Source organism: Acidovorax sp. 100 (assembly GCF_003688355.1).
Classification (GTDB): domain Bacteria; phylum Pseudomonadota; class Gammaproteobacteria; order Burkholderiales; family Burkholderiaceae_C; genus Acidovorax; species Acidovorax delafieldii.
The window spans coordinates 247,546-260,223 of record NZ_REFD01000001.1; the positions used below are offsets into that span (position 1 = coordinate 247,546).

Consider the following 12,678-nt stretch of genomic DNA (forward strand, 5'->3'; position numbering starts at 1 on the left):
ACCTCGCTTCAGATGGGCTCAGCCAACGCCATGAGGGACTCCCGCATGATGCGCAAGTGCTCTTCCTTGTCGCCGCCGTCGATCTCGATCTCGCCCAGGCGTGCCGAGTTCTCCACCACCATGCGGCAGCGCTCCCAGCGGCGGCTTTCAAAGGCCGCCAACGCGGCCGACACGTCGCCCGCCGCCTGCGCCAGCTCATCGGCCAGCACCAGCGCGTCCTCGATGCCAATGCAGGCGCCCGATGCCAGGTGCGGCGTGGTGGCGTGCACCGTGTCGCCGATCAGCACCACGCGCCCACGGGACCAGGGTCGGGGCATGAGCAGTCCTTCCAGCGGGCGGTACACGATCTGCGAGTCCGGGCCGATCTGGCTGCAGATAGCCTGCAGCGTGGGGGCAGTAAAGCCCTCCAGCAGCGCGCGCAGGGTGTCCACAAACGTCGCTGGATCGACATGCTCATTGGTGGGTCGCGGCTCGGTGACGAAGAGGTACATCTCGGTCTTGGAGACAGGGTTCACGCCGGGCTTGATCTGGGGCCCCATCCACATTGTGGCCGTCTCGATCTCTGGCGGCCGGGGCAGCACGGCGCGCCACACCGCCTGGCCGCTGTAGCGCGGCCGGGGGGCGTTCTCAAACACGGCTTCGCGCACCTTGGAGTAGAGCCCGTCCGCGCCGATCACCAGGTCATAACGCTGGCGCTGGCCGTCGGTGAAAGTCACCAGCACGCCATCGGCCTCTTGGTCGATGGCAGCGAAGGTGCAGCCCAGACGGACATTGGCGCCCGCTGCGCGGGTGGCCTCGGCCAGGATGCGGGCCAGCACCGGGCGCAGGATGGCGCCGCCACCCGGCACATCGTCGCCCGCAATGCGGGGCGTGGGCAGCGTGGCCACCAGGGGGCCATGGGGGAGGTGCAGGTTCACGCCGTCCGAGGCGTTGCCCTGGGCCAGAAAGGCCTCCAGAACACCCAGGCGCCGCAGCGCGCGCAGCGTGGCGCCACCCAGGCTGATGCCGGCGCCATAGCTGCGCCAGCCGGGGTCGATCTCGACCAGATCCACCTGGGCGCCCTGCTTGCGCAGCTCAATGGCCGCTGCCATGCCGGAAAATCCGCCGCCAATAACCAGGATGCGTTGGGAAGATAGGCTCATGGGTTTGTCTCCTTGTTCATTTTTTTGGGTTCGCCAGATGGACGTCGCCATTAGCTTGCAGGACCAGGGGTACGGGGGTGAGCGCATCGCCCAGGCACGGCCCCAGAGTGCACACCCCGGTGGCGATGTCAAACAGTGCGCCATGGGCCGCACAGACGATGCGGTCACCGGCCGCGTTCAGATACCGGTCCTTGCGCCATGCCATCGGGACGCCATCGTGGGGGCAGACGTTGGCATAGGCATGCAAACGCAGGCCCTGCCGCACGACGATGACCGTGTCCTGGCCGTGGCCTGCGGGGTCAAAGCCCCGCGATGCGCCGTCGGGCAGGTCGCTCCAGTGGCACAGCTTCATGGTGCCAGCTCAATGGTGCGCCTGCGCTGGCGGCGGGCCCGAGGGCGCCCACTTCTCGCGGTGCTGAAACAGGAACAGCTGCGAGGCATCGGCGCTCATCGGCACCTCCCGCGGCGCCCAGGTGTTGTCGTGCTGGTCCATGTCTGCGTCGTATTCGACATGGCAGCCCAGGGGCGAGTTGAAGTACCAGAACCAGTTGCTGCCGAACCGGTGGCGCCCGGGGCCCCAGAAGCTCTGGTAGCCCTTCTCCACAAAGCGGGTGCCGGCCAGCAGCAACTCGGTGGGGCCGCCCATGTGGAAGGTGAAGTGCTCGCAACCTTTCATGAACGGGGGCGTCTGGATCATGAACAGCGTGTGGTGGTCTTGCGTGCCCGCAGGGCGCAGGAAGGGGCCGACCCCTGTGAACCGGTCTGTGCAGACAAAACCCAGGCGGGCATAAAACGCCTCGGCCTTGGCCGCGTCCGGAACGAAGTACACGACATGCGACAGCGAGCGGGGTCGCGCCACCAGGTCTGGCGGCAGACCCAGCGCGTTGGGAGCCCGCTGCGGCGCGGCCCCGGGGGCGTTGACGGATTCGGCAGGCAACGACAGCGGCTTGCGCACGGTGACCTGGAACGCGAGGGCAAAGCCCAGGTCGTCCGTGGTGCGCAGCACGCCGCCCTGGCGCACCACCACGCGGTCGCGGGTCAGTTCGGCCTCGATGGCATCGAGCGTGGCCGCGTCGGCTACGCCGTAGATGGTTTCGCGCAGCAGGCTGGCTGTGCCCAGCGAAGGCGGCAACGCCGGGTCGTCCTGAGCGCGTATCTCCACCGCTGTCCCGTCCAGTGCCTCGAAGCGCCCGCCCTGTGCCGTCACCCCGACCGGGGTCAGCCCGTAGTCCATCAGGTACTGCGCGCAGGCGGCGATATCGTCCACGCCAAAAACCAGCGCGTCGGGTCCAATGATGTTCATCTCTTGATCCTTTGTGGTGTCGGTGGTGCGGTGGGGCTTCAAGCCCTGCAGGCGGTGTGTCCACCCAGGACTTCTGCCACCCAATCCGCGATGTAATGGCCCGCATTGATACTGTTGTCAAAGCTCGCGTGCTGCGAGCCGCCTTCACGGTCGGTAAACACCTTGAGTTCTCGCCGGGGGCTGTTGACCAGCTGCTCGTAGGTGCGGTGCGCCCACTTCAGCGGGATTTGCGAATCACGCTCGCCGTGCGTGACCAGGAAAGGCACGCGGATCTTCTCGACCACGCCGTCCAGGTGCACGTTCTGCGCGATCCGCATGAAGTCGTCGATGTCCTTGGCACCCCATACCCAGCACACGTGGGCCCAGTAGTGCGGCACCGGGAAGTCGCCTTCTTTCTGCAAGCGGCGTGCTTGCACGTCCCGCCAGTCGTGGTTCGCGCCCCAGGCCACGCCGCAGGCAAAGCGCGGCTCCATCGCCACGCTGCGCGGGCAGTAGTAGCCCCCCAGGGACACGCCTTCGCAGCCGATGCGCTTCGGGTCCACGGCGGGGTGTTGCTCCAGCCAGTCCACCACGCGGCTGGCCCAGTGCTCGGTGTCGTACCGCGCGGTCAGTCCGTGCAGACGCAGGGCTTCGCCGGTCCCTGGATGATCCACCACCAGGGAGGACACGCCACGGTGGGCCAGCCAAGCAGGCAGTCCGACCAGGTGCTTCATTTCCTTGGTCGAGTCCAGGCCGTTGAGCTGCACCAGAATCGGCGCCCGCTGGCCCGGCCGGAGCCCCTTGGCGGGGTAATAGAGGGCAGAGAGGTGGGTTCCCTCGTACGGAATTTCGACGCGCTCCACCGGATCGCCCATCAGGGCCGAGCCTTTGAGGAACAGCTCCAGTTCGCGGCGGTAGATGGCCAGGCGGCCTGGTGCGTTGTGAGCCTGCAGCCGCTCAGCGGTGATCAGATAGCTCGCAGCGCGCCGGTACTTCTCACCGGCCGAAAGCATGCGACCCCGGGCTTCGTCTTCTTCGGCCAGTCCGCAGAGCTTGTCGGCCATGCGCACCCAGGTCTCGCGAAAGGCCTGCGTGCCAGCAGCATCCGGGGCCTTGGCGGCCTCTTGCAGGGGGGCGCACATCTCCTCGATCTCGCCGATGCGCGCGCCCATTTCAATGGCGAGATCGACGGACAGGTTCCAGACGTAGTTGGTGGGGAAATACTTGAACATCTATTTCAGACTCAGGGTTGGGAACTGCGGGGGCGCGGCGTGATGCCAATGCTGGCGAAGAAGCGGGCCGTGGCGGGGTCTGCGAAGTCCGGCACAAAGCGGAAGGCCCGGATCTGGCCGCCCTCGATGCGCAGCACATCGCTGCCAACGATGCGCTCCACGCCCGCCTTCTCGTACAGCGGGCTGCGCACCTCCAGCCGGGCGGTCAACTCACTGGCGCGCACTTCCACCGAAAGCACGGTGAGCCGTGCGCGCGGCTGCACCACGGTCTGGTCGATGTAGAGCGCCAGGCAGGTCGGGTTGTCCATCGGCGCAGTGCAAGCCGGGTAGTCCGATCGCTCGACATCCGGGGCGATCAGCGCACGCACCGTACCCATGTCTGCCGCGTGCACGGCCTGCACATAGCGGTCGAAAACCGCCTGCGGCTCAGCGGGCGCGGCGGCACGGGCCAGCGCGCAGGCAGCAAGCAGGGGTAACGCCATCAGAGATTTGTGGGTCATGGTGTGCAATGCGAATGTGCGAGGTCAGTGCTTGATCCGCAGCGGAATGGCGATCCCGATGCCCAGCACGTTGTTCTTGGTGGTATTGGCGGCGTAGATGCCCCGCTGGTAGCTCAGGCTCACGCTGAAGGGGCCGGCGTTGTAGTTGAGCGAGGGCCCCAGCGCAAAGCTGCGTGCGCGGTTGTCCTGGATGGTGGCGCCGCCTTGCTTGTCGTCCGTGAACTGGTGAAGGTACGAACCCACCATGCCCATCTTCCAGGGGCCGACGTTCCAGCCAGCGGTGAATTCGCCCACATAGCCGCTGCCCGAGCGGTAATGGGTGGTGCTGTTTTCACGGTTCACCATCAGGCGGTTGATGAGGCCAATATCCAGGCCACTCGGATCGGTGTGGCGAATCCCGAGCACCGGCTGGACCGAGGTGTAGCCGGTGGACACGCTGGGCCGGTGCGGGTCGTAGGAGCCATTGGGCAGCGCGATGTCCAGGCCCGCCACGGCATAGGTCTTGTCTGTCAGGCTCCAGCGCAGCACGGCGGGCGAGACGGTGATGTTGGCCACCCCGCTGTGCCGCTCACTGTGGCCGGCGACGTCAGTGCGCAAGGAGACGGCAGGAATCACCAGCTGCGAATACAGCCGTGCGCCCAGCACCGTCATGTCGTAGGACGCCAGCAGCCGCGTGGTGGCCGAGGTTGCGCTCAGCTTGAACGGGATGGGTCGCTTGTCGCCGTGGTTGTCATACAGACCGCTGGAGGTGGTGTGGTGCACCTGCTCCAGCACAAACAACCCGGGAATGGGCGGCAGGCCGGCCACGTATTCGCCGGTCGATCCGACCGGGAAGGGCGACACGCCCCCTTCGAAAGCCTGGGCCTGGGGTGCGCCCAGCAGGCTCAGCAACATGCAGCCCGCCGCCTGCCCGGCGCGGGAAAGTACCGTCTTCATCGTTGTCTCCTTTTTCTACGCATCCAGCCAGGCTGGGCGTGTTTTCGCTTTGCTCGACAGGGCCTCGGTAGCACGGGTGGGCCCCTCATCGGGTCTGCCAGGTGGCAGGACGGGAGCGAGATTAAGATCGGCCTTAACTTAGATCAAATGGATTGATTCCATTCACAGTATTGATTTCATGAATAGCTCAGGGACTCTGCGGTCCCCTGTTGCGCCTGGCAGGGTCCGAACAAGAAACCAGACGCCTTCATCGATGCCTGCCGACCATGCGCTTTAACAAACTGGACCTGAACCTGCTCGTGGCACTGGACGCCCTGCTCACCGAACGCAGCATCAGCCGCGCCGGGGAGCGCCTGCACCTGAGCCAGCCCGCCACCAGCAACGCGCTGGCGCGCCTGCGCACCTATTTCGACGATGAGCTGCTGGTGCAGCAAGGCCGCACCATGGTGCTGACGCCGCGTGCCGAGGGGCTGCTGGACCCCGTGCGCGAGGTCCTGATGCGCATCGACAGCACCATCGCAGAAAAGCCCCGGTTCGACCCCGCCACCTCCACCCGCAGCTTCACCCTGCTGGTGTCCGATTTCACGACCACGGTGCTCATGCAACCGCTGATCGAGCAGCTGTTTCAGGAAGCGCCCGGGGTGCAACTGCACCTGCGTGCGCAGAACAACCGGCCTGTCGAGCAGTTGGAGGAATACGGGGCCGACGTCCTCATCATTCCCGAGCAATACGCCTCGCCCAGGCACCCGAGCGTCACGCTGTTCGAGGAAACCTACCTGTGCATCACCTGGGAGGGGAACCCCCACATCTCCGAAGCGCTGAGCTTTGACGACTACCTGGCCGCCGGCCATGTGGTGGCCGACTATTCGGGCGCGCGGCACATCCCGGCGTTCGACGGCTGGTTTCTCGAACGCTTTGGCGTGAAGCGCCGCATCGAGATCTCGGCGCCCACCATGGCCGCCCTGCCCAGCCTGGTGATTGGCACCCACCGTGTGGCCACGGTGCACAAACGCATCGCCCTGCGTGCCGTTCAGCTCGGCCTGCCCGTGCGCATCTGGGAGCCGCCCCTGGAGATTCCGCCCATGCGCCAGAAGCTGCAGTGGCACCGGCACCGCGACAAGGACCCTGGGCTGGAGTGGCTGCGCGAGCGGGCCATGGCCGTGGCCGCCCGCATCTAGCCCACCCATGCCGCTGCGCTGCAGTACGGTGCTGTGGGGTGCGCAAAATGTCCCGTTTTGATCGGAAACCTGGCCGAACACCGCCGCCATAGCCGAGGTGCGCAAGCCACAATCGGGACCCTTTCACGGCCACTTCCGCAACACCATGCCCTCTTCCCTGCGCCCCCGCGACCTCGCCCTGGCCCTGCTCGTCATCGTGGTCTGGGGCCTCAATTTCGCCGTCATCAAGGTGGGCGTGGCCGGTGTGCCGCCCCTGCTGCTGGGCGCGCTGCGCTACCTGCTCGCAGCCTTCCCCGCACTGCTATTCGTCAAGCCTCCCAAGGTGCCCCTGCGGCTGTACCTGCTGTACGGCATGACCATGGCGGTGGGGCAGTTTGCGCTGCTGTTCACCGCCATCCACATCGGCATGCCCTCGGGCCTGGCGTCGCTGGTGTTGCAGTCACAGTCGTTCTTCACCCTGCTGCTGGCGGCGTGGTGGCTGCGCGAAAAATGGCATGGCAACCAGGTGGCGGGCCTGGCGCTGGCAGGCTGCGGGCTGGTGCTGATCGGGAGTGCGCATGGGGCCTCCATGCCCCTGGCAGGTTTTGCGCTGACCGTGGCGGCGGCGGCGATGTGGGGCTGCGGCAATATCGTCACGCGTGCCGTGGGGCGGTATGGGCCAATGAACCAGTTTGCCTTCATCGTCTGGTCCAGCGTAGTGGCGCCGCTGCCTTTTGTGGCGCTGTCGCTGTGGCTGGACGGGCCCGCCACGGTGTGGGCGGCCGTGCAGCACCTGTCCTTCCAATCGATGGCCGCCGTGGCCTATATCGCGTGGATTTCGACGCTGCTGGGCTTCGGGCTGTGGACCTACCTCATGTCGCGCTACCCCGTGAACCGCGTGGCGCCCTTCACGCTGCTGGTGCCCGTGGTGGGCCTGACCACGGGCTGGGTGGCGTTTGGCGAGCAGTTGCTGCCTGTGCACTTTGCAGGCGCCGGGCTCTTGATGGCGGGCTTGGTGGTCAACGTGTTTGGCGGCCCGGCCTGGGCGGCCATGATGGGACGGCTGCGCGGCGCCCAGTAAACGGTCGGTCGGACGCAGGCCGCTACACCGCCAGCGGCAACTCGGTGGTCGAGAGCACGTTGCGCAGCACCATGAACGAGCGGACCTGCCGCACCCCCGGCAGGTAAAGCAGCTGCTCGGCATGCAGGCGGTTGAAACTGTCGTTGTCGCGCGTGCGCACCAGCATGAAGTAGTCGAACTCGCCGGTGACCACATGGCATTCCATGCAGCCGGATACCTTGGCAGCCGCCTTTTCAAACTCGGCAAACGACTCGGGCGTGGAGCGGTCCAGCACCACCCCAATCATCACCAGCATGCCCGCACCCACCGCCTGGGGGTTGAGCAGCGCCACCACCTTGTCGATGAGTCCCAGGCGCCTGAGGCGCTCCACCCTGCGCAGGCAGGCGGGCGGGCTCAGATGCACCTTCTCGGCCAGCGCGACGTTGGACAACGACGCATCACGCTGCAGCTGACGCAGGATGGCTTTGTCGGTGCGGTCCAGCTCGGCCGAGACATCAGCCAGCGGCGCATTCTTGGTACGAACTTTTGTTGCGCTCATAGGTCACCCAGAGAAATATTTACCGCTCATATTCTGATCCATTAACCTTAAACACTGAAATTTTGGAAAATTTTGCAACCACTTGACGCGCGTGTTTTTCTACGATGAAGGCACTGCAAGCCCCCCCGCTTGCGCCTCCTCTTCATCGACCGGAACACCGCCATGAACCTGCAAAAATTTGCCCGCCACCCGCTCACCTTCGGCCCCTCTCCCATCACGGCGCTGCCGCGCCTGTCGGCCCACCTCGGCGGCAAGGTGCACCTGTACGCCAAGCGCGAGGACTGCAACTCGGGCCTCGCCTTCGGCGGCAACAAGACGCGCAAGCTCGAATACCTGATCCCCGAGGCCATCGCAGGCGGCTACGACACGCTGGTCTCCATCGGCGGCATCCAGTCCAACCAGACGCGCCAGGTGGCCGCCGTGGCTGCACACCTGGGCATGAAGTGTGTGTTGGTGCAAGAGAACTGGGTCAACTACTCCGACGCTGTGTACGACCGCGTGGGCAACATCGAGATGAGCCGCATCATGGGCGCCGACGTACGCCTGGACGCAGCGGGCTTTGACATCGGCATCCGCCCCAGCTGGGAGCAGGCCATGGAAGACGTGAAGAAGGCCGGTGGCAAGCCCTTCCCCATCCCCGCAGGCTGCTCCGAGCATCCGTACGGTGGCCTGGGCTTTGTGGGCTTTGCCGAGGAGGTGCGCCAGCAAGAGAAGGAGCTGGGCTTTCAGTTCGACTACATCGTCGTGTGCTCGGTCACGGGCAGCACGCAGGCGGGCATGGTGGTGGGCTTTGCGGCCGACGGCCGGGCGCGCAAGGTGATCGGCATCGACGCCTCGGCCAAGCCCGAAAAGACCCATGCCCAGGTGCTGCGCATCGCGCAGAACACCGCCAAGCTGGTGGAGCTGGGCCAGGAGATCACGGCCGAGGACGTGGTCCTGGATACCCGCTACGGCGGCCCCGAGTACGGCCTGCCCAACGAGGGCACGCTCGAAGCGATTCGCCTGTGTGCGCGCCAGGAGGGCATGCTGACCGACCCGGTGTACGAAGGCAAGTCCATGCACGGAATGATCGACATGGTGCGCAAGGGCGAATTCCCCGAAGGCTCCCGCGTGCTCTATGCGCACCTGGGAGGGGTGCCGGCGTTGAACGCCTACAGCTTTCTTTTTCGCAACGGCTGATGCGTCCACGGAGCAGCAACGGCTGGAGCAGCTGGCCGGGCTGTCGTTGATCTGAGCGCCTGTTCGAAAGTGCCCTGGCCGCTAGGCCGGGCCCACCCGCTTCCCCGTCCCAAGGAGTCCCCATGAAGTGCTTGCAGCTTGTCAGTCGGCGTAGCGTGATCCTCGTGGCGGCAGCCGCCGCGGGGCTGGGACTCGGCACGTGGCGGCTCGCCCATGCCGACGGCTATCCCGCCAAGCCGGTGCAGTTGGTCGTGCCCTTTCCGCCGGGGGGCGCCGTGGACATCGTGGGCCGCACCATCAGCAAGAAGCTGGGCGACCGCCTGGGCCAGCCCATCGTGGTGGAGAACAAGGCGGGCGCGGGCACCGTGGTGGGCGCGGCGTATGTGGCCAATGCGCCTGCCGATGGCTACACGCTGCTGATCAGCTCCGGCTCCACCTTCACCGTAAACCCCGCGCTGAACGCCAAGCTGCCCTACGACCCCGTCAAAAGCTACGAGCCCGTCGGCCTCGTCGCCCGTGTGCCCCTGATTCTGCTGGCACACCGCGATGTGCCGGTCAACAACCTCCGGCAGCTGATCGCTGCCGTTCAGCGCACGCCCGACAAGTTCTCCTACGGCTCGTTTGGCAACGGAACCACGGGGCATTTCGCAGCCGAGCTGACCTGGTCGGCCGCGGGCATCAAGCTGATGCACGTGCCTTACCGGGGCAGCGCCCCCGCCATGGCAGACCTGATGGGCGGGCAGCTCCCCTTCACCATCGACACCGTGGCGGCAGCGCTGCCACAGCTCAAGGCGGGCAAGATCAAGGCCATCGCCGTCACGGGCGCCACGCGGGCCACGCAGCTGCCCGACGTGCCCACGGTGGCAGAAAGTGGCTTCCCGGGGTTCTCGGCCGATTCCTGGCTGGCCGTGGTCGCGCCGCGCGGACTGCCCGCCGAGGCGAAGGCCAAATTGCACAAGGCCCTGGCCGAGACCCTGGCGGACGCCGAAATCCGCAGCAAGCTCATCGCCGCAGGGCTGGAGCCGTCTTACGCCACGGGCGATGCCGTGCTGGCGCAGATCGAGGACGAGCTGCCACGCATGCGGGCGATTGCGCAACGGGCGCAAATTCGTGCGGAGTGAACGCAGCGCTCTTCCGGCGCCTCAGTCCCGCAGCCAGGTCAGCATGTGGGGATAGGCATCTGGACCGCCAGGCACCTGCTGCGCAGGCAGCAGGGTGAGCCCCGCAGCAGCCAGCCCCGAAGCCCCCAGGTACACCCCCAGCTCGAAAGCGGTGCGCAGCCCGGCGGACCGTCCGTGGTATCCGCCGTCGTGAAACAGCACCGCGGAATCCATCCCCAGGTGGCACAGCGCGGCCCACGCCCAGGCGGTGGCCTCGATCTCACCACCATGGGGCACTGCGGGCAGGTCCTGCAGTGCATCGTCCAGGGTGGGGCGCTGTGCGGCAGGCACCACCGCCAGGTGGCCAGCCTCGTGCAGCAGGTCACCGGGCCAGCGCAACCGCGCCCGGTCCACGCGCAGCCCGCCCCGCTCGATGCGGAGGCCAGGCAGAAAGCTGTCGTCTGGCACCTCGGCCTCGCAGACCGCAAGGCCGATGCTGCGCAGAAAATCCAGGATGCGATCTGTCAATCCGCCGGGGTCCGCTGCCGGCACAGCCGCGATGGCAACGTCTGCCGTGCTCATGTCTGCAACAGGTCTGCCACCTGGCTGCGCAGCAGCGCGGGCTGCACGGCCTGAGATGCTACAGGACGGCCCACATTCAGCCCCACCCGGCTGTAGAACCCCCGGCGAAACGGCCGCACCATGGCGCCACCCTTTTCAATGCGGCTGAAGTACGAGCCCCACAGGTTGGTCAGCGCCATGGGGATCACCGGGGCCTCGACGCCCTCGGCCGTCGCCCGCTCGATGATCTTCATGATGCCGCCCTTGAACTCCTGCAACTGCCCGTCCTTGGTTATTCCACCTTCAGGAAAGATGGCCAGCAGGTCGCCTTCGCGCAACACCTGGGCCGCGCGGTCGAAAGCCGCTTCGTAGGTCTTCGGGTCTTCCTTGTAAGGCGCAATCGGGATGGCCTTGGCCAGGCGGAACAGCCAACCCAGCACGGGCACGCGGAAGATGCGGTGGTCCATGACAAAGTAGATGGGGCGCGGGCTGGCCGCCATGAGCAGCACCGCATCCACAAAGCTCACGTGGTTGCACGCCAGGATGGCCGCACCGGTGGACGGCAGGTTCTCGTCGCCTTGCACCTTGAAGCGGTACACGAACCGCGAAGACACCCAGGCGACGAAGCGCAGCAGGTACTCGGGCACCAGCATGAAGATATAGAACGCCACCACGGCGTTGGCCAGGCCGGTGAACAGGAAAATCTGCGGCACCGTGAAACCCGCGCCCAGCAAAGCGCCGGCGATGAGCGAGCTGCCGATCATGAACAGTGCGTTCAGGATGTTGTTGGCCGCGATGATGCGCGCACGGTGCGTGGGCTGGCTGCGCATCTGGATCAGTGCATACATGGGCACGCTGTACAGGCCCGCAAACAGGCTGAGCAGCGCCAGGTCGAGCATCACGCGCCAGTGCGCGCCCTGGGCCATGAAGGCGGCCAGGCCCATGATCTCGGACGCCGGCAGGCTGCGCGACGCGAAGTACAGGTCGATGGAGAACACGCTCATGCCGATGGCGCCAAGCGGCACCAGGCCGATCTCGACGTGTCGGCGCGAGAGCACCTCGCACAGCAGCGAGCCCACACCAATGCCGATGGAGAACACCACCAGCAGCAGCGACGCCACCTGCTCGTTGCCATGCAGCACGTTCTTGGCCAGGCTGGGGAACTGGCTCAGGAACACCGCGCCGAAGAACCACATCCAGCTGATGCCCAGCAGCGAGCGGAACACCACAATGTTCTCGTGCGCCAGCTTGAGGTTGCGCCAGGTTTCGGTGAAGGGATTCCAGTTGATGGTCAGGCCCGGATCGGTGGCCGGCACCGAGGGGATGAACTGCGCCACCGCACGCCCGACCAGTGCAGCCACCACACAGGCCACGGCCACCGTGGTGTGGCCGATGCCCGGGATGGCCACCAGCAGTCCACCCGCCACATTGCCCAGCAGGATGGCCACAAACGTGCCCATCTCGACCATGCCGTTGCCGCCCGTCAGCTCACGCTCGTTGAGCACCTGGGGCATGTAGGCAAACTTGACCGGCCCGAACAGCGTGGAGTGCACGCCCATCAAGAAGGTGCACAGCAGCAGGATGGGGATATTGCCCGCGATGAAACCCACGGCCGCCACCAGCATGATGGCGATCTCCAGGTTCTTCACGAAGCGGATCATCTTCGTCTTGTCGTACTTGTCGGTCAGCTGGCCCGAAGTGGCCGAGAACAGCAAGAACGGCAGGATGAACAGGGCGCCGATCACCAGCCCCGCCATGGCCGGCGGCAGCCAGTCCACACTGAGCTGGTAGGTCACCATCACCGTGAAGGCGAACTTGAAAAGGTTGTCGTTGGCCGCCCCAGAGAACTGGGTCCAGAAGAATGGCGCAAACCGCCGCTGGCGCAGCAAGGCAAACTGGTTCGGGTCCTCGTGCGTGGGCGCTGGGGCCACGCTGGTGGAGGCGGTGTCGGGGCTCATGCGTTTCTCCTC

The 12,678-nt window shown here is 66.2% G+C and carries 13 protein-coding genes; 4 read left to right on the forward strand and 9 right to left on the reverse strand.

The genetic code is table 11. The features are described 5' to 3' along the window. Positions 1-8 precede the first annotated feature (8 nt). Genes C8C96_RS01165 through C8C96_RS01190 form a run of 6 tightly spaced genes read right to left on the reverse strand, consistent with a single transcriptional unit; the run spans position 9 to position 5,092 of the window. On the reverse strand, positions 9-1,142 hold the full coding sequence (locus tag C8C96_RS01165) for an FAD-dependent oxidoreductase (RefSeq protein WP_121941161.1): 1,134 nt from the start codon (positions 1,140-1,142) through the stop codon (positions 9-11). A 16-nt stretch (positions 1,143-1,158) separates the two neighbouring features. Next, positions 1,159-1,494: a Rieske (2Fe-2S) protein gene (locus C8C96_RS01170; protein ID WP_056065480.1), complete on the reverse strand. Its 336-nt coding sequence runs from the start codon at positions 1,492-1,494 to the stop codon at positions 1,159-1,161. A 9-nt stretch (positions 1,495-1,503) separates the two neighbouring features. Beyond that, complete coding sequence (locus C8C96_RS01175) at positions 1,504-2,445, reverse strand: VOC family protein (RefSeq protein WP_121943818.1); 942 nt, start codon at positions 2,443-2,445, stop codon at positions 1,504-1,506. A 38-nt stretch (positions 2,446-2,483) separates the two neighbouring features. Beyond that, positions 2,484-3,656, reverse strand: a complete 1,173-nt coding sequence (locus C8C96_RS01180; protein WP_121941162.1) for a S9 family peptidase — start codon at positions 3,654-3,656, stop codon at positions 2,484-2,486. A gap of 11 nt (positions 3,657-3,667) precedes the next feature. Further along, positions 3,668-4,156 carry a hypothetical protein gene (locus C8C96_RS01185; RefSeq protein ID WP_121941163.1) on the reverse strand — a complete coding sequence of 163 codons (489 nt, stop codon included), beginning with the start codon at positions 4,154-4,156 and terminating at the stop codon, positions 3,668-3,670. Between the two features lie 24 nt (positions 4,157-4,180). Further along, complete coding sequence (locus C8C96_RS01190) at positions 4,181-5,092, reverse strand: transporter (protein WP_233584127.1); 912 nt, start codon at positions 5,090-5,092, stop codon at positions 4,181-4,183. A 266-nt stretch (positions 5,093-5,358) separates the two neighbouring features. Between C8C96_RS01190 and C8C96_RS01195 the strand changes: the two genes are divergently transcribed. After that, complete coding sequence (locus C8C96_RS01195) at positions 5,359-6,270, forward strand: LysR family transcriptional regulator (protein WP_056065468.1); 912 nt, start codon at positions 5,359-5,361, stop codon at positions 6,268-6,270. Positions 6,271-6,415: 145 nt separating this feature from the next. After that, the gene (locus tag C8C96_RS01200; protein WP_056065464.1) at positions 6,416-7,330 is read left to right on the forward strand and encodes an EamA family transporter; all 915 of its coding nucleotides are present in this window, start codon (positions 6,416-6,418) and stop codon (positions 7,328-7,330) included. A gap of 22 nt (positions 7,331-7,352) precedes the next feature. Here C8C96_RS01200 and C8C96_RS01205 read toward each other — a convergent pair whose 3' ends face one another. Beyond that, positions 7,353-7,868 carry an Lrp/AsnC family transcriptional regulator gene (locus tag C8C96_RS01205; protein ID WP_121941164.1) on the reverse strand — a complete coding sequence of 172 codons (516 nt, stop codon included), beginning with the start codon at positions 7,866-7,868 and terminating at the stop codon, positions 7,353-7,355. 162 nt (positions 7,869-8,030) lie between these two features. Between C8C96_RS01205 and C8C96_RS01210 the strand changes: the two genes are divergently transcribed. Beyond that, positions 8,031-9,047, forward strand: a complete 1,017-nt coding sequence (locus tag C8C96_RS01210) for a 1-aminocyclopropane-1-carboxylate deaminase (protein WP_056172646.1) — start codon at positions 8,031-8,033, stop codon at positions 9,045-9,047. Positions 9,048-9,169: 122 nt separating this feature from the next. Continuing rightward, entirely contained in the window at positions 9,170-10,168 is a 999-nt protein-coding gene (locus C8C96_RS01215) for a tripartite tricarboxylate transporter substrate binding protein (RefSeq protein WP_121941165.1), read from the forward strand. A gap of 21 nt (positions 10,169-10,189) precedes the next feature. Here the strand turns inward: C8C96_RS01215 and C8C96_RS01220 are convergent, their stop codons facing one another. Both C8C96_RS01220 and C8C96_RS01225 read right to left on the reverse strand, forming a co-directional pair. Further along, on the reverse strand, positions 10,190-10,729 hold the full coding sequence (locus tag C8C96_RS01220) for a hypothetical protein (protein WP_056747920.1): 540 nt from the start codon (positions 10,727-10,729) through the stop codon (positions 10,190-10,192). Continuing rightward, positions 10,726-12,666, reverse strand: a complete 1,941-nt coding sequence (locus C8C96_RS01225) for an MFS transporter (protein WP_056747917.1) — start codon at positions 12,664-12,666, stop codon at positions 10,726-10,728. The genes C8C96_RS01220 and C8C96_RS01225 overlap by 4 nt, the downstream gene beginning before the upstream one ends. Between the last annotated feature and the right edge of the window lie 12 nt (positions 12,667-12,678).

Excerpts from the sequence above, each read along its gene's own strand:
- C8C96_RS01195 (WP_056065468.1), top strand. The coding sequence starts at position 5,359 with ATGCGCTTTAACAAACTGGACCTGAACCTGCTCGTGGCACTGGACGCC.
- C8C96_RS01180 (WP_121941162.1), bottom strand. The coding sequence starts at position 3,656 with ATGTTCAAGTATTTCCCCACCAACTACGTCTGGAACCTGTCCGTCGAT.
- C8C96_RS01165 (WP_121941161.1), bottom strand. The coding sequence starts at position 1,142 with ATGAGCCTATCTTCCCAACGCATCCTGGTTATTGGCGGCGGATTTTCC.
- C8C96_RS01215 (WP_121941165.1), top strand. The coding sequence starts at position 9,170 with ATGAAGTGCTTGCAGCTTGTCAGTCGGCGTAGCGTGATCCTCGTGGCG.
- C8C96_RS01190 (WP_233584127.1), bottom strand. The coding sequence starts at position 5,092 with ATGAAGACGGTACTTTCCCGCGCCGGGCAGGCGGCGGGCTGCATGTTG.
- C8C96_RS01225 (WP_056747917.1), bottom strand. The coding sequence starts at position 12,666 with ATGAGCCCCGACACCGCCTCCACCAGCGTGGCCCCAGCGCCCACGCAC.
- C8C96_RS01200 (WP_056065464.1), top strand. The coding sequence starts at position 6,416 with ATGCCCTCTTCCCTGCGCCCCCGCGACCTCGCCCTGGCCCTGCTCGTC.
- C8C96_RS01175 (WP_121943818.1), bottom strand. The coding sequence starts at position 2,445 with ATGAACATCATTGGACCCGACGCGCTGGTTTTTGGCGTGGACGATATC.
- C8C96_RS01205 (WP_121941164.1), bottom strand. The coding sequence starts at position 7,868 with ATGAGCGCAACAAAAGTTCGTACCAAGAATGCGCCGCTGGCTGATGTC.
- C8C96_RS01220 (WP_056747920.1), bottom strand. The coding sequence starts at position 10,729 with ATGAGCACGGCAGACGTTGCCATCGCGGCTGTGCCGGCAGCGGACCCC.
- C8C96_RS01210 (WP_056172646.1), top strand. The coding sequence starts at position 8,031 with ATGAACCTGCAAAAATTTGCCCGCCACCCGCTCACCTTCGGCCCCTCT.
- C8C96_RS01185 (WP_121941163.1), bottom strand. The coding sequence starts at position 4,156 with ATGACCCACAAATCTCTGATGGCGTTACCCCTGCTTGCTGCCTGCGCG.
- C8C96_RS01170 (WP_056065480.1), bottom strand. The coding sequence starts at position 1,494 with ATGAAGCTGTGCCACTGGAGCGACCTGCCCGACGGCGCATCGCGGGGC.